The organism is Undibacterium sp. Di27W, assembly GCF_049340345.1.
In the GTDB taxonomy this organism is placed as follows: Bacteria; Pseudomonadota; Gammaproteobacteria; order Burkholderiales; family Burkholderiaceae_D; genus Undibacterium.
Window position 1 is genome coordinate 261373 of record NZ_JBMPOS010000003.1, and the last position, 25055, is coordinate 286427.

General features: G+C 50.7%; 29 protein-coding genes and 1 tRNA gene. 25 read left to right on the forward strand and 5 right to left on the reverse strand.

The features are described 5' to 3' along the window. Positions 1-29: 29 nt before the first annotated feature. The 12 genes from ACO0LF_RS08895 (at position 30) to tatC (ending at position 7787) form a co-directional block, all read left to right on the forward strand. Positions 30-803, forward strand: a complete 774-nt coding sequence (locus tag ACO0LF_RS08895; RefSeq protein ID WP_423013894.1) for a DNA-methyltransferase — start codon at positions 30-32, stop codon at positions 801-803. Positions 804-863: 60 nt separating this feature from the next. Then, entirely contained in the window at positions 864-1940 is a 1077-nt protein-coding gene (hisC, locus tag ACO0LF_RS08900; protein ID WP_423013752.1) for a histidinol-phosphate transaminase, read from the forward strand. Next, positions 1937-2539 (forward strand): imidazoleglycerol-phosphate dehydratase HisB, encoded by a 603-nt coding sequence (gene hisB, locus ACO0LF_RS08905; RefSeq protein ID WP_110256500.1) that lies wholly within the window; start codon positions 1937-1939, stop codon positions 2537-2539. Before hisC ends, hisB begins: the two co-directional genes overlap by 4 nt. Positions 2540-2606: 67 nt before the next feature. Next, positions 2607-3245, forward strand: coding sequence for an imidazole glycerol phosphate synthase subunit HisH (gene hisH / locus ACO0LF_RS08910; RefSeq protein WP_423013753.1), 639 nt, complete (start codon positions 2607-2609; stop codon positions 3243-3245). A 96-nt stretch (positions 3246-3341) separates the two neighbouring features. Beyond that, entirely contained in the window at positions 3342-4133 is a 792-nt protein-coding gene (gene hisA, locus ACO0LF_RS08915) for a 1-(5-phosphoribosyl)-5-[(5-phosphoribosylamino)methylideneamino]imidazole-4-carboxamide isomerase (protein ID WP_110256502.1), read from the forward strand. Next, entirely contained in the window at positions 4130-4894 is a 765-nt protein-coding gene (gene hisF, locus ACO0LF_RS08920; protein WP_186947693.1) for an imidazole glycerol phosphate synthase subunit HisF, read from the forward strand. Before hisA ends, hisF begins: the two co-directional genes overlap by 4 nt. Then, positions 4891-5292 carry a phosphoribosyl-AMP cyclohydrolase gene (hisI, locus tag ACO0LF_RS08925; RefSeq protein ID WP_423013754.1) on the forward strand — a complete coding sequence of 134 codons (402 nt, stop codon included), beginning with the start codon at positions 4891-4893 and terminating at the stop codon, positions 5290-5292. The genes hisF and hisI overlap by 4 nt, the downstream gene beginning before the upstream one ends. 10 nt (positions 5293-5302) lie before the next feature. Further along, positions 5303-5692, forward strand: a complete 390-nt coding sequence (locus ACO0LF_RS08930) for a phosphoribosyl-ATP diphosphatase (protein WP_423013755.1) — start codon at positions 5303-5305, stop codon at positions 5690-5692. Positions 5693-5767: 75 nt separating this feature from the next. Next, the gene (locus tag ACO0LF_RS08935; protein WP_423013756.1) at positions 5768-6139 is read left to right on the forward strand and encodes a histidine triad nucleotide-binding protein; all 372 of its coding nucleotides are present in this window, start codon (positions 5768-5770) and stop codon (positions 6137-6139) included. 79 nt (positions 6140-6218) lie between these two features. Further along, a complete protein-coding gene (tatA, locus tag ACO0LF_RS08940) occupies positions 6219-6437 on the forward strand; it encodes a Sec-independent protein translocase subunit TatA (RefSeq protein WP_423013757.1) in 219 nt (72 codons plus the stop codon). Positions 6438-6483: 46 nt separating this feature from the next. Continuing rightward, on the forward strand, positions 6484-6969 hold the full coding sequence (tatB, locus tag ACO0LF_RS08945; RefSeq protein ID WP_423013758.1) for a Sec-independent protein translocase protein TatB: 486 nt from the start codon (positions 6484-6486) through the stop codon (positions 6967-6969). 44 nt (positions 6970-7013) lie between these two features. Continuing rightward, positions 7014-7787 (forward strand): twin-arginine translocase subunit TatC, encoded by a 774-nt coding sequence (tatC, locus tag ACO0LF_RS08950; protein WP_423013759.1) that lies wholly within the window; start codon positions 7014-7016, stop codon positions 7785-7787. On the opposite strand, the gene ACO0LF_RS08955 is transcribed toward tatC, so the two are convergent. Together ACO0LF_RS08955 and ACO0LF_RS08960 are read right to left on the reverse strand one after the other, a co-directional pair. Then, a complete protein-coding gene (locus ACO0LF_RS08955; protein ID WP_423013760.1) occupies positions 7773-8447 on the reverse strand; it encodes a DUF2461 domain-containing protein in 675 nt (224 codons plus the stop codon). The genes tatC and ACO0LF_RS08955 overlap by 15 nt on opposite strands. A 6-nt stretch (positions 8448-8453) precedes the next feature. Next, positions 8454-9629, reverse strand: a complete 1176-nt coding sequence (locus tag ACO0LF_RS08960; protein ID WP_423013761.1) for a Do family serine endopeptidase — start codon at positions 9627-9629, stop codon at positions 8454-8456. A 13-nt stretch (positions 9630-9642) separates the two neighbouring features. Here ACO0LF_RS08960 and ACO0LF_RS08965 point away from each other — a divergent pair, with 13 nt between their 5' ends. After that, positions 9643-10404 (forward strand): Nif3-like dinuclear metal center hexameric protein, encoded by a 762-nt coding sequence (locus tag ACO0LF_RS08965; protein WP_423013762.1) that lies wholly within the window; start codon positions 9643-9645, stop codon positions 10402-10404. A 192-nt stretch (positions 10405-10596) separates the two neighbouring features. Here ACO0LF_RS08965 and mscL read toward each other — a convergent pair whose 3' ends face one another. After that, a complete protein-coding gene (gene mscL, locus ACO0LF_RS08970) occupies positions 10597-11016 on the reverse strand; it encodes a large conductance mechanosensitive channel protein MscL (protein WP_423013763.1) in 420 nt (139 codons plus the stop codon). Between the two features lie 425 nt (positions 11017-11441). Between mscL and petA the strand changes: the two genes are divergently transcribed. The 9 genes from petA to ACO0LF_RS09015 all read left to right on the forward strand — a co-directional run bounded on the left by petA (position 11442) and on the right by ACO0LF_RS09015 (position 19048). Beyond that, on the forward strand, positions 11442-12056 hold the full coding sequence (petA, locus tag ACO0LF_RS08975; protein ID WP_423013764.1) for a ubiquinol-cytochrome c reductase iron-sulfur subunit: 615 nt from the start codon (positions 11442-11444) through the stop codon (positions 12054-12056). Continuing rightward, positions 12056-13468, forward strand: a complete 1413-nt coding sequence (locus ACO0LF_RS08980; RefSeq protein ID WP_423013895.1) for a cytochrome b — start codon at positions 12056-12058, stop codon at positions 13466-13468. Before petA ends, ACO0LF_RS08980 begins: the two co-directional genes overlap by 1 nt. Before the next feature lie 22 nt (positions 13469-13490). Further along, the gene (locus tag ACO0LF_RS08985; RefSeq protein ID WP_423013765.1) at positions 13491-14255 is read left to right on the forward strand and encodes a cytochrome c1; all 765 of its coding nucleotides are present in this window, start codon (positions 13491-13493) and stop codon (positions 14253-14255) included. Positions 14256-14406: 151 nt separating this feature from the next. After that, the gene (locus ACO0LF_RS08990; protein ID WP_423005258.1) at positions 14407-15018 is read left to right on the forward strand and encodes a glutathione S-transferase N-terminal domain-containing protein; all 612 of its coding nucleotides are present in this window, start codon (positions 14407-14409) and stop codon (positions 15016-15018) included. Positions 15019-15122: 104 nt separating this feature from the next. Then, positions 15123-15614 carry a ClpXP protease specificity-enhancing factor gene (locus ACO0LF_RS08995; protein ID WP_423013766.1) on the forward strand — a complete coding sequence of 164 codons (492 nt, stop codon included), beginning with the start codon at positions 15123-15125 and terminating at the stop codon, positions 15612-15614. 58 nt (positions 15615-15672) lie between these two features. Then, positions 15673-15748: transfer RNA gene (locus ACO0LF_RS09000), tRNA-Thr, on the forward strand. Positions 15749-15907: 159 nt separating this feature from the next. Next, complete coding sequence (locus ACO0LF_RS09005) at positions 15908-16306, forward strand: SMI1/KNR4 family protein (RefSeq protein WP_423013767.1); 399 nt, start codon at positions 15908-15910, stop codon at positions 16304-16306. Positions 16307-16581: 275 nt separating this feature from the next. Beyond that, positions 16582-18615, forward strand: a complete 2034-nt coding sequence (locus tag ACO0LF_RS09010; protein WP_423013768.1) for a sensor histidine kinase — start codon at positions 16582-16584, stop codon at positions 18613-18615. Beyond that, a complete protein-coding gene (locus ACO0LF_RS09015; protein ID WP_423013769.1) occupies positions 18608-19048 on the forward strand; it encodes a response regulator in 441 nt (146 codons plus the stop codon). Before ACO0LF_RS09010 ends, ACO0LF_RS09015 begins: the two co-directional genes overlap by 8 nt. Positions 19049-19091: 43 nt before the next feature. On the opposite strand, the gene ACO0LF_RS09020 is transcribed toward ACO0LF_RS09015, so the two are convergent. Both ACO0LF_RS09020 and ACO0LF_RS09025 read right to left on the reverse strand, forming a co-directional pair. After that, positions 19092-19742 (reverse strand): response regulator, encoded by a 651-nt coding sequence (locus ACO0LF_RS09020; RefSeq protein ID WP_423013896.1) that lies wholly within the window; start codon positions 19740-19742, stop codon positions 19092-19094. After that, a complete protein-coding gene (locus ACO0LF_RS09025; RefSeq protein ID WP_423013770.1) occupies positions 19742-21211 on the reverse strand; it encodes a response regulator in 1470 nt (489 codons plus the stop codon). The genes ACO0LF_RS09020 and ACO0LF_RS09025 overlap by 1 nt, the downstream gene beginning before the upstream one ends. Before the next feature lie 416 nt (positions 21212-21627). Here ACO0LF_RS09025 and ACO0LF_RS09030 point away from each other — a divergent pair, with 416 nt between their 5' ends. The 3 genes from ACO0LF_RS09030 to ACO0LF_RS09040 all read left to right on the forward strand — a co-directional run bounded on the left by ACO0LF_RS09030 (position 21628) and on the right by ACO0LF_RS09040 (position 25055). Continuing rightward, positions 21628-22035, forward strand: a complete 408-nt coding sequence (locus ACO0LF_RS09030) for a spore coat protein U domain-containing protein (protein ID WP_423013771.1) — start codon at positions 21628-21630, stop codon at positions 22033-22035. A gap of 27 nt (positions 22036-22062) precedes the next feature. Next, on the forward strand, positions 22063-22773 hold the full coding sequence (locus tag ACO0LF_RS09035) for a fimbrial biogenesis chaperone (RefSeq protein WP_423013772.1): 711 nt from the start codon (positions 22063-22065) through the stop codon (positions 22771-22773). 89 nt (positions 22774-22862) lie between these two features. Continuing rightward, on the forward strand, positions 22863-25055 hold the full coding sequence (locus ACO0LF_RS09040; RefSeq protein WP_423013773.1) for a fimbria/pilus outer membrane usher protein: 2193 nt from the start codon (positions 22863-22865) through the stop codon (positions 25053-25055).

A 25055-nucleotide genomic window follows, 5' to 3' on the forward strand; every position in this document is an offset into this window, starting at 1 on the left:
TTGCTGTCTGTTATGAATCGCTGCATATGATGGCCGAATGGCGTAACCAGGTTTTTTGTGAAGATGCGCTGCAAGGTCTGGCGCGTCTGCCTGATGGCAGCATAGACTTATTGCTGGCTGATCCGCCCTATGGTCTGGGTAAGGATTATGGCAATGAGTCAGACAAGATGGAGTCGGCTGCCTATCTGGAATGGATGGCGCAGTGGATAGACCTGGCCATGCCCAAGCTGAAAGCCAATGGCAGCCTGTATATCTTCCTGACCTGGCGTTATTCGCCGGAAGTCTTTGTCATGCTCAAGCAACGTATGAGCATGATGAATGAAATCATCTGGGACAGACGCGTACCGTCGATGGGCGGTACGGTAAGAAAATATTCATCGGTGCATGACACCATAGGCTTTTTTGTCAAAGCCAAAGATTATTATTTTGACCTGGATGCAATACGCATCCCGTACGATGCAGCCACCAAGAAAGCCCGCAGCCGCAAGATTTTTGAGGGTGCGAAGTGGCTGGAAATGGGATTCAATCCCAAAGATGTATGGAGTGTTTCGCGCCTGCACAGAGAGCATGCCGAACGCGAAGAACATCCTACACAAAAACCGCTCGAAATCATCGAGCGCATGATCAAGGCTTCCTGCCCACCCGGCGGTGTTGTACTCGATCCCTTCATGGGCAGCGGCACTACCGCCGTAGCTGCCAAACGTTGCGGGCGTGATTTTGTCGGATTTGAATTAAATCCCGACTATTGCGCAATGATAGAAAATCGCCTGGCCTTGATCGACACTGAAGCACTTACTGCCTGATTTGTGTTGAGCTGGAGTTTGCGCGATTTTCAAGTACAAGCCTGAACATGGAGCAAAGAATTGAGCATCACCAAACTAATACGCCCTGAAATCGCCAGCCTGTCCGCTTATCATGTGCCGGACGCCAGCGGTTTTGTGAAGCTGGATGCGATGGAAAACCCTTACCTGTTGCCGCCCGATATGCAGCAGGAACTGGCTCAGCATCTGGCAGGCGTGGCACTGAATCGTTATCCACAACCAGCCTATGCCAGTCTCAAGCAATTGATTGCCGATAAACTAGGTGTGCCTGCTGGCCATGACATCGTCCTCGGCAATGGTTCGGATGAACTCATCAGCATGGTGTCCATCGCCTGCGCCAAACCGGGTGCCAAGGTGCTCGCGCCCGTGCCCGGCTTTGTCATGTATGCCATGTCCGCCCTGTTTGCCGGACTGGAATTCGTGGGCGTGGACCTGAGCCCGGATTTCACGTTGAACCAGGCAGCCATGCTGGCGGCGATTGCTGAGCATCAACCAGCCATCACTTATCTGGCTTATCCGAATAACCCCACTGGCACGCTTTACGATGCCGATGACATGGTCGCTATTCTGCAGGCAGTTGGTGAAAATGGCATCGTCATCGTTGATGAAGCCTATCAACCGTTTGCTCAGGCCAGCTTCATGTTACGCCTGGCAGAGTTTGATAATTTGGTCGTCATGCGCACCGTCTCCAAGCTGGGCCTGGCAGGTATACGGCTGGGTTATATGGCTGGCAATAATGCACTCATGCATGAGTTTGAAAAAGTGCGCCCGCCTTACAATATCAACGTCTTGACACAGGCAGCGGCAGAATTTGTGCTGGACAGGGTAGAAGTACTGGATGCGCAGGCGGCAGAATTGCGCCAGCAACGTACGGCATTAATGGCTGCTCTGGCAAGCTTGCCAGAGGTACAAGTGTTTCCATCTTCTGCCAATTTTGTGCTGATACGTGTTGCGAATGCCGAACAAGTCTTTGTGAAATTACGCGAACAAAAAATTTTAGTCAAAAATGTAGGTAAAATGCATAATCTGCTGGGCGACTGTCTGCGCATTACAGTCAGCACCCGGGAAGAGAATGCTCTTTTTCTTGCTGCCCTGGCAGCATCTTTATCATCAAAATGAATAAGCCCATAGAACGCATTGCGGCGGTTACCCGCAATACCAATGAAACACAAATCCGTGTTGCCATCAATCTGGATGGCACGGGCCAACAAAAACTCAATACTGGCGTTCCTTTCCTGGATCATATGCTGGATCAGATTGCCCGCCACGGCCTGATTGATCTCGACATAGAAGCCGTCGGCGACTTGCATATTGATGCCCATCACACGGTAGAAGACGTTGGTATTACCCTGGGCCAGGCATTTGCCAAGGCAATTGGTGATAAAAAAGGCATACGCCGTTATGGTCACGCCTATGTGCCGCTGGATGAGGCATTGTCACGCGTGGTCATCGATTTCTCGGGCCGCCCAGGCCTGGAATACCATATTCCCTTTACCCGCGCCATGATAGGCAATTTTGATGTCGATCTGACCCGTGAGTTTTTCCAGGGTTTCGTCAATCATGCTTTAGTCAGCTTGCATATCGACAACTTGCGCGGCGACAATTCTCATCATCAATGTGAAACTGTATTCAAGGCCTTTGGCCGCGCCCTGCGCATGGCGACCGAGCTCGATGCGCGTGCGGCAGGAACCATACCCTCGACCAAAGGCAGCCTTTGATCGTAATACAAATACCGATACAGATAAAAATCGCAGACACGAGATACCAGCTTGCTGGTGATTCATTATGAATAAAATTGTAGTAGTAGATTACGGCATGGGTAATTTGCGCTCGGTAGCGCAAGCCCTGCGTGCAGTAGCACCTGAAGCCAATGTATTGATTTCTGGAGAAGTTGCCGATATCCGCAGCGCCGATCGTATCGTTTTGCCAGGGCAGGGCGCCATGCCTGACTGCATGAGCTGCCTGCGTGAGTCTGGCTTGCAAGATGCCTTGCTGGAAGCCGCCCGCAGCAAACCTCTCTTTGGTGTTTGCGTGGGGGAGCAAATGCTGTTCGATGTCAGTGAAGAAGGTGACACACCTGGCCTGGGCCTCTTGCCGGGCAAGGTAGTGCGTTTTGCACTGGACGGACAATTGCAGGCCGATGGCTCGCGTTACAAAGTGCCGCAAATGGGCTGGAACCGTGTGCAGCAATCGCAGTTACATGCTCTGTGGCAAGACATTGCTGACGACGCCTATTTTTATTTTGTGCATAGCTATTATGCCCAGCCAGCAGATGCGCAACATGCAGTGGGCCTGACGGATTACGGCAGCCTGTTTGCCTGTGCAGTCGCACGTGACAATATCTTTGCTACCCAGTTCCACCCTGAAAAGAGCGCCACAGCTGGCTTGCAACTGTATAAGAATTTTGTACACTGGAAACCATAAGTGTCTGATTAGTGTCTGATGTAAATTGTTTACCCTGATTTTTAACTGGTATTGTCTTTTTTATTGTCTTATTGACGTTCCTACTTTTCTCATATCATGCTGCTCATTCCTGCTATAGACCTGAAAGATGGCCACTGCGTACGCCTTAAACAAGGCGACATGGACCAGGCCACCGTATTTTCTGAAGACCCTGCCGAAATGGCGCGCCACTGGTTGCGTCAGGGAGCGCGTCGTCTGCATCTGGTGGATTTGAACGGCGCGTTTGCCGGCAAGCCCAAGAACGAGGCGGCGGTCAAAGCCATCATACAGGCGGTGCGTGATTACGCAGAAGAAACCGATACCGAGGAAATCCCGGTGCAACTCGGCGGTGGCATCCGTGATCTCGATACCATAGAGCGCTATCTTGACGATGGTCTGTCCTACATCATCATCGGCACAGCCGCAGTCAAGAACCCTGGTTTTCTGGCAGACGCCTGCAGTGCTTTCCCCGGCCAGATCATCGTTGGCATTGATGCCAAGGATGGCAAGGTAGCCACTGATGGCTGGAGCAAATTGTCTGGCCATGAAGTCATCGACCTCGCCAAGAAATTTGAAGGTTATGGCGTTGAAGCCATCGTCTATACCGACATAGGCCGTGACGGCATGATGGGCGGCGTGAATATTGAAGCTACCGTCAAGCTGGCGCAGGCTGTCAGCATCCCCGTCATCGCTTCTGGCGGCGTGCATGTACTGGCTGACGTTGAAGCCCTGTGCGCTGTGCAGGACGAGGGTATAGAAGGTGTGATCTGTGGCCGTTCGATTTACGAAGGCACGCTGGATTTGTTGTCTGCACAAGATCGTGCCGATGAACTTAGCGGTGAGTTCGATGATGAAGAAGAAACTGAATGAGCTTAGCCAAACGTATTATCCCTTGTCTTGATGTGACCGCTGGTCGCGTCGTCAAGGGCATCAATTTCCAGGAACTGCGCGATGCCGGTGACCCGGTAGAAATCGCCCGTCGCTATGACGGACAGGGCGCAGATGAAATTACTTTTCTCGATATCACTGCGTCCTCTGATGGCCGCGACCTGATATTGCCGATTATCGAAGCCGTGGCCTCGCAAGTGTTTATCCCGCTGACTGTAGGCGGTGGGGTGCGCACGGTGGCGGATGTACGCCGTTTACTGAATGCCGGTGCTGATAAAGTAGGTATCAATACTTCTGCCGTGACCAACCCACAACTGGTGGCCGATGCTGCGCATAAATATGGTTCGCAATGCATAGTCGTGGCAATTGATGCCAAGAATGTAGCGCCCGGCAAGTGGGAAGTATTCACCCACGGTGGCCGCAATGCAACAGGACTGGATGCGGTGGAATGGGCGCAGCATATGGCCAAACTGGGCGCAGGTGAAATCTTGCTGACCAGCATGGACAAGGATGGTACACGTTCCGGTTTTGACCTGGGTCTGACGCGCGCAGTATCGGATGCAGTATCGATACCTGTGATTGCTTCTGGCGGCGTCGGCGGCCTGCAAGACCTGGCTGACGGCATCAAAGTGGGTGGGGCAGATGCGGTACTGGCTGCCAGTATCTTTCATTATGGACAACATACAGTAGGCGAAGCAAAGCAATTTATGGCAGCACAACATATCCCCATGAGGTTGTCATGAGCGCGGCAAAGTGGTTGAACAAGGTCAAGTGGGACGAGCATGGCCTGGTACCTGTCATCGCGCAAGAAGCCAGCAGCAATGACATCCTGATGTTCGCCTGGATGAACCGCGATGCCCTGGCTAAAACCGTGGAACTGGGTGAAGCGGTCTACTGGAGCCGTTCCCGCAAGAAACTCTGGCACAAGGGTGAAGAGTCCGGCCATATTCAAAAGGTCAAGGAAATCCGCATCGATTGCGACGAAGACGTGGTCTTGTTGAAGATAGAACAGACTGACAGCATCGCCTGCCATACTGGCCGCCACTCTTGCTTCTTCCAGAAATTTGAAGGCAGCCTCAATGATGGTGACTGGCAAGCTGTTGATCCGGTCTTGAAAGATCCGGAAAGCATCTACAAATGAGTACTATCTAATGAGTGACACGGTAAGTAACACAGCGAGTAACACCATGAGCAATACCCAGGAACAGATCTTGCAGCGTCTGGCAGAGATCATAGAGAGCCGCAAACTGGTCAATGGTGGCGACCCGGAGAAATCCTATGTGGCCCGTCTGTTTTCCAAAGGTGATGATGCAATTTTGAAAAAAATTGGTGAGGAATCAACAGAAACCGTCATGGCCGCCAAGGATGCCCGGGTTTCCGGTGATACCAGCAAGCTTTTATATGAATGTGCTGATTTATGGTTTCATTCGCTTGTCATGTTAGCCCAGTATAATCTTAGCCCTCAGCAGGTGCTGGATGAACTGGCAAGGCGTGAAGGTATTTCAGGCATAGAAGAAAAAGCAGCACGCAAGGATGCGTGAGGCGCAAATGCTTCGGTCTGAGCGGGTATTAATGGTATTAAATAAGCATACGCCTTGTTGAAGAATGGATAAAACGTGGATAACTGTATTTTTTGTAAGATTGCAGCAAAACAAATTCCTTCTACCAGCGTCTATGAAGATGAAGAATTGCTGGTATTTAAAGATATCAACCCGGCTGCCCCTGTGCACCTGTTGATTATCCCTAAAGTACATATAGAGACCTTGTCTTCAGTGCAGCCGGAACATACAGTCTTGCTGGGTAAAATGCTGGCGCTGGCACCAAAGTTGGCGCAAGAGCAAGGTTGTGCCCCTGTGCAAGAGGCTGATGGCAGCTTGACAGGTGGTTACAAAACCCTCATCAACACCGGGCCGGATGGTGGGCAAGAGGTGTATCATCTGCATATGCATGTGATAGGTGGTCCCAAACCCTGGCGTGGACAGCGTTAATCTCTGATCTTGCTGCCACTTATTTTGCGGCAGCCTTCAAATTAATTTTCGAGAGTGAAGCTCTCACAAGGAGTAAATAATGGGTTCATTTAGTATTTGGCATTGGCTGATCGTGCTGGTCGTCGTGATTGTGGTTTTTGGCACCAAAAAATTGAGTAATGTTGGCACTGATGCAAGTAAAATCGTCAGGGATTTCAAGGAAGGCATGAAAGACCGCGACGAAAAGCCTGTTGGATCTCAACAAGTTGCAGATAAGTCCTCTATTGACGTTGATGCAAAAGAAAAATCCAAGCTGTGATTGCTTTGTTGACTGGTAATCTGGATTTTTTGCGTAGGTTGCACCCATGATAGACTTGGGAATCAGTAAACTTGCTCTGATAGGTGTCGTTGCTCTGATCGTGATCGGCCCTGAGAAATTGCCCAAAGTGGCAAGAATGGCCGGCACCCTGCTGGGGCGGGCACAGCGCTATATCAACGAAGTCAAGTCTGAAGTCAGCCGTGAAATTGAGCTTGAAGAATTGCGCAAGATGCAAAAGGATGTACAGGAAGCTGTTCACGGCGTAGAGCAGTCCATACACCAGACCTGGTCTGAGACCGAACAGGAATTGCGCAATCTGGGGCAGGAGACTGATACCGCCATGTTGCATACGGCATCGCCTGAGCAACTAGCGATCAAGGCAAAAAACTTCCGCCGTAAAAAGCTCGCCCGTACTTCTGCGCTGCCTGCCTGGTATAAAAATCGCCATGGTCAGCGTCAGCATATTATTTCCGGATCGGCAAGAATGGCGCGTCACCGCGCTTCCCCCCGTTCTGGCAGTAGTTTCTTTTAATTTTCGCTTATGTCTTTGCGTTTTTATAATCTGGCGGTATTTGCATGAGCGAGCACACAGAACAAGCTCCGGAAGAGAGCTTCATTTCCCATTTGGTGGAGTTGCGCGATCGTCTGGTCAAGGCCATGTATGGCCTGGTGATTGCTTGTGCTGCCTTGATGGCCTGGCCGGGGCCATCAGCTATCTATGATTTTCTGGCGCAGCCTATGCTGGCCTCACTGCCTCCCGGTTCCAAGATGATCGCTACGGGTGTCATCTCGCCATTTCTGGTGCCAATGAAAGTCACTTTATTGCTGGCTTTTATGCTGGCTCTGCCATGGATACTGTACCAGGTCTGGGCCTTTATTGCGCCTGGTCTGTACACCCATGAAAAACGCCTGGTAGCACCCCTGGTAATTTCTTCATCGGTGCTGTTTCTGTGTGGTGTAGCCTTTTGCTATTTCCTGGTTTTTGGTCGTGTCTTCAAATTCATCAATGAATTTGCCCCGGCGTCCATCAATGTTTCGCCTGATATAGAAAATTATCTGGACTTCATCATGTCCATGTGTCTCGCTTTTGGTGTGACTTTTGAAGTGCCAGTTGTAGTCGTGGTGCTGGTACGCATGGGACTGGTTCCACTGGAAAAACTCAAGGCCATACGCCCTTATGTCATCGTTGGTGCCTTTGTGATTGCCGCCATAGTCACGCCGCCGGATATCGTCAGCCAGTTTTCACTGGCTATACCGATGTGGATATTGTATGAGCTTGGTTTGCTGGTTGCCCCCATGTTTGTGAGAGCAACCCAGGCACCAGAATCGACAGAATCAAACGGGAGCTGACCTGAGCCAGCTTACCAGCGGCATCGTGCTCTTGTAAGCTGTCAGCAGGGTGGTTTTCAGTTCTTCCGTATGCTTACCCTTGAGCGGGCATTCTGTCCACACCATGAAGTTCTTCAACTTGATCTGCTCTATATGCGGCAGATCGGCGTCAAAGCCCTTGGGTGGGCGCTGCAGCTTGCCTTCTTCCTGCAAAGTACCAAACTGTGCTTTCAGTTTCTTGTCTTTCAAAACCTTGGCAAAACCATCCGGGTCGGCCACGATATGGTTGCGGATGGCCTTCAAACGGTCAGCTGGGGGCATATATTCACCGACTGCGTAAAACAGACGGCCTGTACCATCCATCTGGAAATAATACGCTGGCCCGCCACCTTCACTGGGTTTCTTGCGTCCGCTGGGGACGATGGAGGACGAAAAGGTAGTCTTGTACGGCGATTTGTCATGCGCAAAACGCACATCGCGATTGATACGGAATAATGCTTTCTTTGGTTCCAATCCTATGATGGCAGGATCAAACTTGCTGATCTCGGCTATCAATTCAGTCACCAGTTGCAAAAATTCTGCCCGCAAAATGTCATAGCGCGGTTTGTTCATGACGAACCAGGCGCGGTTATTGTTGTCGCCCAGTTCAGACAAATAAGCTTGCAAGTCTATCAAATGCATGGATTTCTATTCCTTGGTGTCGTCTTTACGCGCCGCCGGGCGCTTGCCTATCAGGATTTCCAGTGTTGGTTCCTTGGTGTCGCGCAAGACCGTGATCTTGGCCTTGTTGCCGGGTTTCAGTTGTGCCACCAGGTTCAGCATCTGGGTGGTGTCGCCGACTGGTTTGCCTTCTATCGCGATCAGGATGTCACCAGGCTTCATGCCAGCCTTGTCAGCCGGGCCGCCGCGTATCACGCCAGCGATAATGGCACCGGATTTTTGTTTCAAGCCAAAGCTGTCGGCCAGCTCAGGCGTGATATCTTGCGGTTCCACGCCTATCCAGCCACGTACTACATGGCCATTGGTGATGATGGATTCCATCACCTGCTTGACGGTGGACACTGGTATTGCAAAGCCTATGCCTACAGAACCACCGGTCTGGGAATAAATCGCCGTGTTGACACCCAGCAGATTGCCGTTCACATCCACCAGCGCACCACCAGAATTGCCTGGGTTGACGGCGGCATCTGTCTGGATAAAGTTTTCAAAGGCATTGTCGGTCAGGTTATTGCGTCCCAGGGCAGAGATAATGCCCATGGTGACAGTCTGGCCTACGCCGAAGGGATTGCCGATGGCGAGTACCACATCGCCTACACTGGCTGTGTCAGAACGGCCAAAGGTGATGGCAGGCAAATCCGGCAAATCAATCTTGATGACGGCCAGATCGGTTTCCGGGTCAGTACCTACTACCTTGGCACTGGCCTTGCGGCCATCTGTCAGGGCGACTTCAATATCATCGGCAGATTCGACCACATGGTTATTCGTCAGGATATAGCCTTCCGAGCTGACGATGACACCTGAGCCCAGGCTGGACAAGCGCTCGGTCTGTGGATTTTGCTGGTCACCAAAAAAACGTCTCAGAAAGGGATCGTTGAGTAGCGGGGTACGACGTTGCCGTACTTCTTTCGACGTGAAAATATTCACCACGGAAGGCATGGCACGCTTCGCGGCCGCTCCATAAGAGCTTTGCGCGGGGACGCTATTGGCAGGTGCCTCCTTGACGATGGCACCAGCGTTCAGTGTCTGGGTTTGCCTGGGGTTGTAAGCGGCTTTTACCCAATCAGGTTTCAAGGTGGTTACAATAAACCAGATCGCCAGACCGACAGTAACAGTTTGGGCAAACAATAACCAAAGACGACGCATAGGAAGAATCAGTATGAAATCAGTGAATCGGGATGAATTAGCGCAATTCCTGGCAAAGGAATTGCAAGTAACTTGCTTTCGTGATTATTGCCCAAACGGCGTACAGGTGGAAGGGCGCAACACCATTAAACATATCGTCAGCGGCGTGACAGCCAGTTTAGCATTATTGGAAAAAGCCGTGGAAATGCAAGCCGATGCGATTCTGGTACACCATGGTTACTTCTGGCGCGGTGAGGATATGCGTGTCATAGGACAAAAGCAGCGCCGCCTGAAACTCTTGCTGGAAAATGATATTTCCCTGTTCGCCTATCACTTGCCGCTGGATAATCATGCGGAGCTGGGTAATAACATAGGTTTAGCTCGCCAGCTGGGTTTGAGTGCAGACGGGCGTTTTGGTGAAAATGACCTGGGCTGGCTGGGTAAGGTAGTGGATGAAACTGTCGCTACGCTGGCTGACCTGGCACTCCATATAGAGTTAAAGCTGGGGCGCAAACCCTTGCTGATTGGTGATCCGGCAGCGCCCGTGGGTCGCGTCGCCTGGTGTACAGGCGCTGCCCAGAATATGCTGGACCAGGCAATTGCTGCAGGTGCCAGCGTTTATCTGAGCGGTGAAATTTCCGAACCTACCGTGCACCTGGCACGCGAGTCAGGCGTGGCTTATATCGCCTGCGGCCATCATGCGACCGAGCGTTTTGGGGTACAAAGCCTGGGTGCGTTTATCGCCGACAGGTTTGGGGTGCAGCATAGTTTTGTGGATATTGATAATCCGGTGTGAGGCGAGAATTTCCCTGTCTTTCAAGGGGGAGGGGCAGGGAGGGGATGGGTTTCGCTTGATGAGGACTTACGCAAAACCGCCCTGGCTGCGATCACCTGGCGGGAGCACACATTCGCGGCTAAAGCCGCTCCTACGGGTATAGGGGGAACGTTGATGCACGTCCCCCTGGTTTTCAGTTCAGCCTTGAGGCAATCACTTCCTTAAGGCATCCCTGATCTCACGCAACAACAGCACATCTTCAGGCGTGACTTCTGGCGCCTGTTCCGGTGCTGGTTCTGCCTTTTTCAATGCATTGACCAGTTTCACCATCTGAAAAATCACGAAGGCCAGGATAATGAAACCCACGCTGACGGTGATGAAATTGCCGTAAGCGATTACACCACCGGCCTTTTTGGCTTCCGCCAATACCAGATGCGTACCCTGGCCATTCAAGGGAATATAGTAATTGGAAAAATCCAGTCCACCAACGATGCGCCCGATAACCGGCATGACGATATCGCCCACCAGGGAATCCACGATTTTGCCAAAAGCAGCGCCTATGATGACACCAACGGCCAGATCAACCACATTGCCACGGCTGACAAAGGCTTTGAATTCTTGCAACATACCCATAAAAATCTCCGGTTAAGGGTTAGATAAAGATGTAGTCCAGTCAGGGAGCCACATGCCTAACATTCAAGTAGCAAGATTTTAATGCGCAAAGAGCATGAAAAACTCGCAGTTTTTGTCAATTTTCTTTTCCCTGCTCGCGCAATGAAGCATGTCATGAAGTAAGCAATGAGGTGAGCAATGAAGTACACAATTAGGCACGCAATTAAGCACGCAATTAAGCATTATGACATTCGATTCTGTGCTAAATACCCTATTTCAAGCAGTTTGAACATATAAATCGGACTTGAATTGTTGAAAAAAGCCAGCAAGTTGGCGTTTCGGATATCTTTTTCTTTAAAACCATATCCGTGTCATTTATAATTTAAGGTTGCTAGAAGCTGGGTTTTGCTTCATCAAGTTTTGATTATTGACAGATTGGGGTTGGTATGAGTATCGAAAAGCAGGTCGATTCCGGCCGTCGCGGTTTGCTCGTCGCCACATGCGCGGCGGGCGGTGTGGCAGGCTTGGCAACGGCAGGTGCACTGGTAAGTACGTTCCAGCCATCCGAGCGTGCCAAGGCTGCAGGTGCGCCGGTGGAAGTGGACATTTCGTCCCTGAAACCAGGCGAAATGCAAACCACGGAATGGCGCGGTAAACCAGTGTGGATTCTGAAGCGCACACCAGAAATGATGGAAAGTCTGAAAAAGACTGAAGATAAGGTCGCCGATCCAAAATCGGAAAAGCCTTACACCATGGATATGCCAGAGTACTGTGACAAGCAAAGCCGCTCACGCAAAGAACATAGCGACATCCTGGTTGCCGTGGGTATTTGCTCACATCTGGGTTGCTCCCCTAGTTCCAAATTCCAGGAAGGCGCGCAGCCATCCCTGCCGGATGACTGGAAAGGTGGCTTCCTTTGCCCATGCCACGGTTCGACCTTCGATCTGGCTGGTCGTGTATATAAAAACAAGCCAGCACCTCAAAATCTGGACGTGCCTCGTCACATGTTTTTATCAGATACTAAAATCATCATCGGTAAAGATGAGAAAGGCGAGGCCTGATCATGGCATTTGTTGAGAAAAAACTCCCGGCGGACGCGCCTGTCGTGGACAAGGCCTTGAACTGGGTTGATTCCCGTTTTCCGCTGACCAAGCTGTGGAATGATCAATGGGGCAAGTACTACGCGCCCAAGAACTTCAATTTCTGGTACATCTTTGGTTCCCTGGCCATGCTGGTCCTGGTTATCCAGATCGTTACCGGTATTTTCCTGGTCATGCATTACAAACCAGATGCAACGCTGGCGTTTGCTTCTGTTGAATACATCATGCGTGATGTGCCCTGGGGCTGGCTGGTGCGCTATATGCACTCGACCGGTGCTTCGGCATTCTTCATCGTCGTGTACCTGCACATGACCCGTGCCTTCCTGTATGGTTCTTATCGCAAGCCACGTGAATTGATCTGGCTGTTCGGTTTTGCGATTTTCCTGTGCCTGATGGCCGAAGCCTTCTTCGGTTACCTGCTGCCATGGGGTCAGATGTCTTACTGGGGTGCTCAGGTTATCGTTAACCTGTTTGGTGCCATTCCTTTTATAGGCCCTGATCTGTCTTTGTGGATACGTGGTGACTATGTGGTGTCTGATGCGACTTTGAACCGCTTCTTCTCTTTCCACGTCATTGCTATCCCTCTGGTTTTGCTGGGGCTGGTGGTTGCTCACTTGATCGCCTTGCATGAAGTGGGTTCCAACAATCCTGACGGTATAGAAATCAAGGACAATATCGGCCCTGACGGTCACCCTGTTGATGGCGTGCCTTCTCATCCTTATTACACTTTCCACGATATCTTTGGCGTGACTGTGTTCCTGACTATTTTCAGTGCAGTCGTATTCTTTGCACCGGAAATGGGTGGGTACTTCCTTGAGTACAATAACTTCATCCCGGCTGATTCACTGAAAACGCCGTCCCATATTGCGCCGACCTGGTATTTCACGCCTTTCTATTCGATCTTGCGTGCGACTACATCTGAGTTCCTGTTCGTGGTGCAAGCCGGTGCGGTTGCTTATGTTGCCCTGATCTGGCTGACGACCAAATTGCCACAATTGCTGAAGATTGCCATTGCAGCAATTGCGCTGATTGCTGTTGCAGGCATGATGCCAGGCGCACTCGATGCAAAATTCTGGGGTGTGGTATTGTTCGGCGGTTCCGTCGTGATTCTGGCTTTCCTGCCTTGGCTGGATGTTTCTCCAGTTAAATCAATACGTTATCGCCCAGACTGGCACAAATATGTGTACATCGTCTTTGGTATCGCCTTCGTTGCCCTGGGTTACCTTGGTGTTGAACCGCCTTCACCAGTTCGTGAGCGTATCTCCCAGGTTTGCGCAATCATTTACTACGGCTTCTTCCTGCTGATGCCATGGTGGAGTGCAATGGGTACATTCAAGCCCGTGCCCAAGCGCGTAACATTTGCAGCGCACTGAGAAAAAGCGAGGAAGAATAAGCATGAAATTACTTAAAAAACTGATCGCTGTGCTGGCATTTGCGCCTGCAATGGTATTGGCGAATAGCGGCACGTTCCCACTGGACCATGCACCCGATCGCTCTACTGACATGGCTGCATTGCAAAACGGTGCCAAGCTGTTCGTCAACTATTGCCTGAATTGCCACTCCGCTTCAGCCATGCGTTACAACCGCTTGAAAGATATCGGTTTGACAGATGAACAGATCAAGCAAAACCTCTTGTTCACTGGCGAAAAAGTAGGTGATCTTATGAAAACCACTCTGGCTGCCAAGGATGCCAAGGAATGGTTTGGTGCAGTACCACCTGATTTATCCGTGATTGCCCGCGCCAAGGCGTCTGGCGATGGTAGTGGTGCTGACTGGATTTATACTTATCTGCGTACTTACTACAAGGATGAATCCCGCCCTACAGGCTGGAACAATATGGTGTTCCCTAACGTAGGCATGCCGCATGTACTGTGGGAATTGCAAGGTACACGTACAGTCAAGATGGTAGAAGAAAGCGATCCGCATGATGAATCGAAAAAGGTTCACAAGTTCGCCGGCTTTGAAACTGTCAAGCCTGGCACCATGAACAAGATAGAGTATGACAATGCCGTTGGCGACCTGGTTGCATACCTGCAGTGGATGGGTGAGCCAGCACAAAGTACACGCAAACGCCTGGGCGTCTGGGTCTTGTTGTTCCTGGCAACTCTGGCAACTCTGGCATGGCGTTTGAACGCATCCTACTGGAAAGAAGTAAAATAAATGTTAGGTTTCAGGCTCGTGCTGTTATAGGCATGAGCCAGGAATTTTTTGAGATCGTCCGTTTTTCTCCGTCGTAAGCGGACGTGTAATCCCTGGGGTGAGGTGCGCAAAACTGGCTCCTCGCCCTGATCGTTTCTAAGGAACTATAAAAATGATGGTTCTCTACTCGGGTACAACCTGCCCATTCTCTCAACGTTGCCGCCTGGTTCTGTTCGAAAAAGGCATGGATTTTGAAATCCGCGATGTTGATCTGTTTAATAAACCTGAAGATATCTCGACCATGAATCCTTATGGTCAGGTGCCTATCCTGGTTGAACGTGAATTGATATTGTATGAATCCAATATCATCAACGAATACATCGATGAGCGCTTCCCGCATCCGCAACTGATGCCAGCAGACCCGCTGCAACGTGCCCGTGCACGTTTGATGTTGTTCAATTTCGAAAAAGAATTGTTCATCCACGTCCATACCCTGGAAAACGACAAGAACACCGCGTCGGTCAAGGTACAGGACAAGGCACGCGCAGAAATCCGCGACCGCCTGACCCAGCTCGCCCCTTTGTTCGTCAAGAACAAATACATGCTCGGTGATGAATTCTCGATGCTCGACGTGGCCGTTGCCCCATTATTGTGGCGCCTCGATCACTACGGTATAGAATTGTCGAAGACAGCAGCGCCTTTGATGAAATATGCAGAACGGATTTTCTCTCGTCCTGCTTACATTGAAGCACTGACACCTTCTGAAAAAGTCATGCGCAGATAAGCCAGACGGTTTCAGGATAAGATAACAAGGCTGATGCATATCAGCCTTGTTGTTTTTGGGCACTACGCCTATTCTTACAGTACATTTTCAGCGATAGTTTAAACATGCAAGAAATATCCACCAAACCTTATTTTATGCGTGCCATCTATGAATGGTGCACCGACAATGGCTTTACGCCTTATATGGCGGTCAAGGTCAATCATGCCGCTCGTGTCCCCATGGAATTCGTCAGGAATGGTGAAATCGTACTCAATATCAGTTTTGGTGCAACCAGCGGCCTGAAGATGGACAATGATGCCGTGGTTTTCAAAGCCCGTTTTGGTGGCGTTTCCCGCGAGATCTACGTGCCGGTAGAAAATGTGCTGGCAGTCTATGCCAGTGAAAACGGCCAGGGCATGGCTTTTGAGGTCGATCTCAGCGACACCGAAGAAGAAGGTGAGGAAGTTAGCGCCGAAGTGGAAGAAATCAGCAAGCCTGTACTGGGCCTGGCATCAGTAAAAAGTGCGCCCGCCCCAGTAGAAAACCAGATTTCTGAAGAAGAACCAAAAAAATCTGAAAAAAAATCAGAAAAGCCCTCGCTAAAAATAATAAAGTAGCCTATAATCTTGGTCTTCGGGAATGCAACGGCAACGTAGCAAAAACGAAAAAAGTTTCGCCGACTTAGCTCATTTGGTAGAGCAGTTGACTTGTAATCATCAGGTGGCCAGTTCGATTCCGGCAGTCGGCACCAAATTAAAAACCCATCGTTAGCAATAACGGTGGGTTTTTTCTTTATCGAAATTATTTTTTAACTCTGCTTCTTTCTATTCATTTTATGGCGAAGATGCAGTATCCATTTGCAGCACCCTGCTAAGCTCATATTTCCATCAATAGCTGGAAATCCTCAATTATGGCCTTCCCCCTGGATGAAAAATTCATAGAGCAAGCCGAGGCAGAGCTGGGCGTGCGCTTTCCTGCATCTTTTCGCAATAAGATGATGCAGATGAATGGCGGCGCCATTCATGTTCTTGATGAGGTATTTGATTTACTTCCTTTTTATGACACTACAGATAAAAAGCGTATCAAGAGAACATGCAACAGCATAGTGCATGAAACCAGGCAGGCAAGAGCCTATTATGGCTTGCCTGTCAGGCTTGTTTTATTTGTCAGCAATGGTTGCGGCGACAGCCTGAGTTTTCAAATCATGGAAGATTCTGAACTCGACCCGCAGATCTATTTATACCGACATGACGACGATGAGCTGCAACTGGTGGCCAGCGACTTTGCAACATTGCTTGCCAGCATCTGACGCGACACTATTCCCATAGGGCACTAAGTGGGTAAATACATTATTTGGCAATGCCGGGATTTTCTGATATTCTCATTTTGTCAATTATTGAAATTGCATTGAATCTGCTGTGATAGTAGGGCTCTTGTGACAGTAGCGCTCTTTTGTGAAAAACCTGGCCCTGCCATTTTTTCGTATCTACAGATGCAGAGTTGCCAGCTTCAATAGATCTGCCGACAGTGAAACTTGCTGGTGAATTTGTATTCATCCACATATGTATCTGATTGGAGTCGAAAATGACGCGCCTCAAGTCGGTAGGATTAATTGCCCTGGTCTTGCTGCTGATAGGTTTGGTCACCATGGCAGCCTGGTTAAGCCAGAATCGTTACCTGGTGCAGGTATTTTCCAGCAGTACCGCCATGGTATTTCCCACTGCCTTCTGTTTTTTCCTGGCTGGCCTGGCCTTGTTATTACCCATTTACTTTTCCAGGTATACGCTCTTGATACGTAATGCCTGCGGCATGCTTATTCTGGTCCTTGCCAGTCTGATGCTGATCGAGAATCTTTTTTCCATCAGCCTGGGTGTGGATCTGGCTTTTTTGCACCAGTGGCATGACGATGCCAATCCTTTTCCTGGTCGTATGGCACCCAACACCGCCCTGGCTTTAATCGCGGGTGGTGCAGGTTTGCTGGGCAGCCGCAATAGCTTCTATATCAAGCCACGGGCCGTGGCTGGAGTGATGCTGACCATCAGTGTACTGGGTATGGTGGGCTACATGCTGCTGCTGGATCTGGCTTACACCTGGTATGGTTTTCCGCGCATGGCCTTTATGACAGGCTTTGCCATGAGCCTGTTCGCCTGTGCCCTGATGCTGGAACGCCCCGAGCTGGACCCACTGGCCAAAGGCGAGTCGGATTTATATGTCTTCCTGGGTGTCGCTGTGACGGTGCTGGTGACTACCATGTTTGTGTCCTATGGTAGCTTGCGGGCCATGGATGCACGCAATACCTGGGTTGAGCATACCTATGAGGTCAGGATCAAGGCTGATGAAATGGCAAATTATCTGACGCGCGCGGCCAGCAGCACAGATTTGCATGACTTGGATGGCATGCTCAGCAATATACAACTCAAGATGGATGAGTTAAAGCAGGCTATCCGTGACAATGTCTTGCAGCGTGACAGGATACTGACACTGGAAAAACTCTTGCCCCCTGCTATAGGCGCTGCCAGACAGGCGCTTGCCACGGCTGCAGAGACAGGGCAACTGAGTGGTTCAGTAAGTGGTCCAATAAGTGGTCCAACACGGGCCAGAGTCGCCATGGAATTTTCTCCCTTGATACAGTTGATGCAGCAATTCAAGAATACTGAAAATCAATTACTGGTGCAAAGAAAACAAGAGTCGGATCAAAGTACTTCCAGCACGACCATGATTATCATCCTGGGCAACATGACGGGCTTTGCCATGTTGTTGTATGCATTCTGGTTATTGAAAAAATTGAATGCGCACCGCACAAAACTGGAACTGGCATTACAGCAGTCCAATCTGGGGCTGGAGTTGAAAGTGGAAGAAAGAACGCATGAGTTAGCCAGCGTGAACCAGAGCTTGAGTGAATTCAATGCGACGCTGGAGCAGCGTGTCGCCGAGCGCACCGCTGACCTGGAAAGTTTCAGCTATTCCATCTCGCATGATTTACGTGCTCCCTTGCGAGCGATAGATGGTTTTGGTCGCATGCTGGAAGAAGATTATGGCAACAAGCTCGATGGTGATGCGCTGCGCTATCTTTCTGTCATACGCAAGAATAGCCAGCGTATGGGCATGCTGATTGATGACTTGCTGGCCTTTTCCCGCCTGGGGCGACAGGACGTGCATAAATATAATCTGGACATGACGGCACTGGTCAAAGAAGTCATCCACGAGTCCTTGCAACAAGCAGAAAAAGCACCGGACATCAAGCTTGATGAGCTGCCAGCAGCACAGGCTGACCGCGCCTTATTAAAGCAAGCCTGGCTCAATCTGATCTCCAACGCCATCAAGTACAGCAGCAAGACCGAGCAAGCCGTGGTGCAGATCAGCGGCGCGCTCGATGGCGATCAAATCGTGTATACCGTAAAAGACAATGGCGTGGGTTTCAACATGGAATATTACGACAAGCTGTTTGGGGTATTCCAGCGCCTGCATCATGCCAGCGAATTTGCCGGAACAGGTGTTGGCCTGGCGATCACGCAAAGAGTCTTGCAGCGACATGGCGGGCGCATCTGGGCACAATCCAGCTTGAATGAAGGTGCCAGCTTCTTTTTTTCATTACCAGCGGGAGAGCAGAATGGATGATATGGATGCAGCAGAAATTCTATTGGTGGAAGATAGTGAAGATGATGCGGAAATGACCATGCGGGCTCTGAAAAAGCATAATTTTGGCAATCAGCTGACCTGGGTGAAGGATGGTGCGGAAGCACTGGATTTTCTGTTCTATGCGGGGCCTTATACCAAGCGCAGGAGTGGTAACCCCAAGCTGGTGCTACTGGATGTCAAAATGCCCAAGATGGATGGCATAGAGGTACTCAAACATTTGAAGGCAGATGATAAAACCAAGTCGATACCGGTCGTGATATTGACCTCTTCGGCAGAATGCACGGATGTGACCGAAAGTTATAAACTGGGTGTCAACAGTTACTTGGTCAAGCCTGTGGATTTCGATTCCTTTATGAGCGTGGTAGCCCAGGTTGGCCTGTACTGGACAGTGACCAACAAGGCCCCGGGCTGAGCGGCGGCGCGGTCGCTACCGCGCCTGCTGGTATAGGCAGCGCTTATTTTTCTGCCGTGGTCAAACCTACCCGTATGGCATAGCGCACCAGGCCGGGTACATCATGGATATCCAGGCGTTCCATCAATTGTGCCCTGTGGGTTTCCACCGTCTTGCCACTGAGGTTGAGGCGATAGGCGATTTCCTTGGTGTTATCGCCTTCAGCGATGAGTTGCAGTATCTGTCTTTGCCTGGGCGTCAGTATCTCCATGTTGCTGCCTCTTTCCGCAACGCGACGCATGTATTGTTCCAGTGCTTGCGGTGACAGGAAAGAATCCAGATAACGCGTGCCCTGCATGACCTGGCGTATTGCCTGCTCCAGTTCTGATGTCGCTGAATCTTTCAAGAGATAACCACTGGCACCGGCATTCAGGGCCTGCATCACGTATTCTTCGCTGCTGTACATGGAGAGCATGAGTAATTTGACGTCCGGGCAGCGGGCGCGGAAGTGACGTACAGCCTCTATGCCATTCATGCCCTTCATGGCGATATCCAGTATCGCCAGATCCGGTTTATGCACTTCTGCTTCTGCCAGCGCCGCGGCACCATCGGCTGCCTCTGCCACTACCTGTATGCCCGGCATGGTTTTGAGCACCGAATGGATGCCGCTTCGTACCAGGGCATGGTCATCTGCCAGTAGAACCCGTATATTCATCATGTCAGCCCCCTGATGTGCGGTGTGAAAGGCAGCACGACATCAATATTCACCCCCTCGCCGGGAGATGAAATGATGTCCATCGTGCCGCCGACCAGCAGTGCACGCTCTTCCATATTCAACAGACCAAAGCTGTTGCCAAGTACCGCATGTTCGCGCGCCTGATCAACGTCAAAGCCCTTACCATCATCACGTATGCGCAAGATCAGATTGCTTTCATTCTTGTCCAGCCTGACCCAGATATTCCTGGCCTGGGCATGTCGCAGGATATTCGTGATGGCTTCCTGGACGATACGGAAGCAGGTGTTTTCTATGTCGGGATGCAGTTTGCTGATCAGCCCTTCATACTCAAACCAGCCGCGCAAGCCATCGCTGGAAGTCTTGCTCTCCACATACCAGCGCAGGGCTGATACCAGACCCAGGTTATCCAGCTGAGGAGGGCGCAATTCCAGCGACAGAGTGCGTACCTGTGACAAGATACTGGCAACCAGTTCCACCCCTTCCTGTAACCTGACATGGCGCTCTTCACCATCGAGTTTCTGTGCCGCCTGCAGCATGATCTTCAAGGCAGTCAGCGATTGCCCTACATCGTCATGCAGGCCGCGTGCCAGATGCTGGCGTTCTCTTTCCTGCACTTCGATGACGCTACCGGACAAAAGCTGCAGACGCTGATTGGCGGCCTTCAGGCTGGCCTGGTTATGCACCTGCTCCGTCACATCTATCGCCAGCCCGGCTACCAGTGGCACGCCTTCATCAGCACCCAGAGGGAAGCGGGTGATATCGAGTATCTTGGCCGTCAAACTTTCATCTGCAATGGTTTCCTGGGTACTGAGACTGTCGTTGCTGGCCAATACCTGCTCGTCATGATGGCGCGAGTTTTGTGCCGCACCTATGGACATCAAGTCAAAATCATTGCAACCTATCATTTCTGCGGGGGCCATGCCAAAGAAACTGGCCTGGGCGGCGTTCACATACACATAGCGAAAATCCTTGTCCTTGATCCAGGCTGGCATGGGCGCCTTGTTCATGAAAGCATGAAAGCGCACCTGCATTTCCCGCAAGGCTGTTTCGCTCGCCAGCTTCTTGCGTCTCAAAGCAGAATCACGCAATTCTCTTTCTATCGCCAGGGGTAGGCGGGTGATATTTTGCTTGAGGAAAAAATCGTCAGCACCGGCACGCATGACTTCGATGGCGGTATTTTCACCTATGGTGCCTGAGGTGATGATGAAGGGAATATGCATCTTCATGCGCTTGAGGACATCCAGCGCCTTCAGGCCGCTGAAGGCTGGCATGGAATAGTCGCAAATGACGATATCCCATTTCGCTTCCTTGAGGGCGTCCTGCATGGCCTGGGCATTGTCCACCCTTAGCCAGTCAGGCGCAAAGCCGCCGCGCTTGAGTTCCCGGACGATCAATTCGGCATCTTCGCTGACATCTTCAACCAGTAATACACGCAGTGGTATGCTCATGAGAGTCTTACCTTCCAGTATCAGTGTAGAAGGAAAAATATTGTTGAATAAAGCGATTTAGTATGCTAATGACGGATAATGTCGATATTCCAGCATCTAGCATCAATGCTGGAGGCGAGCTGTGACCCAGTCAGCAAGATGAAATTAAAAGCTTTATTGTTAATTAGATATTAGCAATAATTATAGAATTAATTGTAATTTTTTGTCAAAATAGATATTTTTCAAACTGGCAAACACAAAATTGCTGGCGAGGCTGCTGCTGTCTGTGACGTATGCGACATGAAAACCGGAAAGCATTTTTGTCCCTATCTTTATCTCAGGATATGTGTATTTTTTTCAACAAAATAAAAATTTTGCCAAAATCAATAATTAACTTGTCAATTTATCTTGGCTTATTTGCTATACTAAATCCAGCGTTGGCAGAGACTCGTACTGCCAGCCTGGCAGTATCTGCAGTGGTTGTCCCAGCTTGCACCGTAAATGGTGCCACGGTTTCTTTGTCAAAATATGAAATTGCAGCGGTGGAGCAAAATGGCGATATCGGTGTGAATTGCTCGCAAGGCACAACTTATGTGTTGAGTTTTGGCACGGTAGCTGGTGCCAATGCCGGACAAAGGCGGGCGGCCAATATCACATTGGGTGACGCTCTGGCGCAAGACCAGTCTCATAGCAAGCTGTCGGGAAATACCGTGGACTATCACGCCATCACCAGCACTGGTAATGGCAATCTGCAAAATCTGCCTGCATATGGTCGTACCCCGGCTGGTCAGGTAGCAGCACCTCTTAATTCGAATGAAGTAGTGAGTATTACCCTGACCTATTGATGTAAAACCTCGCCATGGAGGAAACCTATGTTTCCTTATGCATGCGTTTTAATTCTAGGTTTAGGTCTTTGGGCAGCCAGCTTTGCTGCCCATGCCTCCAATTTTGAAATTGCTCCCGTTGTGCTCGAACTGGGCATGAACCGCAGCGCAGGCGTCATCCGCATCGTCAACAAAGACGATCACGCCATCACCCTGCAAGTACGCGGCTATGAATGGACGCAACTGGGTAATGACGACCAGCTCAACAGTACCGAAGCCCTGCTGATCAGCCCCCCCATGTTCAATATACAACCTGGTGCGGCACAAGTCATACGTGTGGTTTCGCGTCAACCGCAAGTCAGCAGCAGCGAGCTGGCCTATCGCCTGCTGATCGATGAAATTCCTGACAGTGATCAGACTACTGTCAAATTCAAGTTCCGTATTTCCATGCCGGTTTTCTTGCAACCTGAAAAAAAACAGGCTCCCAAAATAGACTGGCGTGTCGAGTCTGGCAACAAGCAGGCCATTGTCGTGCAAAACCTGGGCGGGCAAAGAACCAAGCTGCTCAATATCAGCCTGGGTTTGCCAGACGGGCGACGCGTGGCACCCAAAGCGGCAGCCAATCCCTATGCCCTGGCAGGCGCAAAACGACGGTATGAGTTTGAAACAGATATTGCGCTCAAGGCAGGGCTGCCGGTAAAAATATATGCGATAGCCGATACCGGACCTGTTGAAGTGGAAACCACCGTTATGCCATGAGATGGCTGGCGGTGTGCATCCTGTTTGTTTGTCTGGCAAGCCCGCTTCAGGCTGTGCCAGCGGAAGATATCTTATTGCTGGAGGTCAGTGTGAACGGGCGTCAAACCCAGTCGATACTACAATTTAGCCGGCGCGATGGCAAGTTGTTTGTCAGCGTGGATGAGCTGCAAGCTGTGGGCATACGCCTGAACCGGCAGCAAAAAGAACTCGTCGAATTGTCCAGCGTTGCGGAAGATTTTCAGCTGGATATGGGAGCACAGAAAATTAATATTCAGGTACGCCCGGATTTGCTGGCTACGACGAAATTGAGCACGACTGCATCAAGCGAAGTGTCTGTGCTGACGGAGCAACATGCGGGGGCCTTGCTCAATTATGATGTGCTGGCAACCCAGACTGGCAGTAGCAAGGCTGTCAGTGCATTGGCCGAGGCCAGGGCTTTTTACGGACCCCATGTTTTCAGCAACACCGGCCTGGGTTATCAGCATGAGGGCAAGAGCAACTCCTTGCGACTCGACACAACTTATACCTATTCCAGTCCCACCAGCCTGCAGCGCTATCGCCTGGGAGATTTCATCAGTAATGGCCTGAGCTGGTCGCGCCCCATACGTATAGGGGGCATACAACTCTCTACCGACTTTAGCTTGCGCCCTGACCTGGTGACTTTCCCTACGCCAGATTTGCGTGGTGAAGCGGTGGTGGCGTCGAATGTGGATTTGTTCCTCAATGGCATACGCCAGTTATCCGAGAACGTGCCGCCGGGACCTTTTGAAATCCGCCGCCCCCCTATCGCCACAGGGGCGGGCACCGTCTCCATTGCCGTGACCGATGCTTTGGGTCGCCAGACTTTCAGGAATATACCGTTTTATGCCAGCGAGAAATTGCTGAGCGACGGCTTGCTATCCTATTCCATAGAAGCTGGTGCCTTGCGCAAGAGTTATGGCTTGCAGAGCAGTGATTATGGTGGCAGGGTGGCATCTGCGTCGATACGCTATGGCTGGTCGCCAACGCTGACAGTAGAGGCGCATGCCGAGGCCACTACAGGCTTGCGCCAGGCCGGTGTTGGCGCGACCACGAATTTTCATGAATGGGGGGTACTCAGTGCGGCAGTCAGTGGTAGTGCGACAGCAGATAACCTGGGACGGCAATATTTGCTGGGCTTTGAAAGACGTGCTGCTGACGTCAGTTTTTCTATTTCCAAGACGCAGGCTGACCGCAATTATCGCGATATCGGTGCCATTTATGGCGCACCTGTGCCCAGGTCGCTGCTGACCGCCAGCATAGGTTTGTATTCACAGAAATACGGCTCCTTCAACCTGGCTTATACCTCGGCGAGAACCATCTTGCCTGGTACGGACAGCATGCCAGAAATACGGCCGCTGGATGCGGATATCCTGTCTTTTTCTTATTTCAAATCGATTTTCAATCGTGCCAATTTTTTCCTGACGGGATACAAAAACCGCACTGACCGTAGTTATGGCCTGACCGTAGGCTTCCTCATGGCCCTGGATACCAAAGACAGTATCAGCAGCTCTTATACAAGCGGTAGCGGCTTGCGTAATTTTTCCTTGCAGGCGGCCCGGCCCGCCATATTGGCAGGAGATATAGGCTGGCAATTGCAGGACAATGAAGGTGACTATACACAAAGGCTGGCCGAATTTACCTACCGTGCCGACGCCGCGCGTGTCGGTTTTGCAGTATCCCAAAATGCCAATTTGCTTAGTGAGCGCGTCAATGCCCGTGGTGCACTGGTCTGGGCAGACCGCTCCCTGTTCCTGTCCAACTGGGTGGAGGACAGCTTTGCGGTGGTGGATACCAATGGCATCAGCAATGTTGCCGTGTTTGCTGAAAATCGCATGGTTGGGCGGACTGACCGGCGTGGGAAATTGCTGATCCCTGATTTACGTTCCTATGAAGCTAATAAAATTTCCCTGGACCTCAGGGATTTGCCAATGGACGTGCAAGTTGATGCTAGCGAATACACGGTCAAGCCACAAGACCGCAATGGTGTCGTGGTCCACTTCAAAATGGCCAAGACGCTGGGCGTGCGCGTCATCCTGCAAGACAGTCAAGGTAAATTCCTGGCAGTAGGCAGTACAGTGCAACTCGGGCAAGGCGGTCATAAGGCCATCGTTGGTTACGACGGTGAAACCTATTTCCCAGAGCTGCAGATTGAAGACACACTGGAAATCAGGACAGCTAGTGGTGCCGTATGCCGTCTTGTCGCTGGCACTATTCCCAAAACAGAAACCATCCCTGTCATAGGTCCACTTACCTGTAAATAA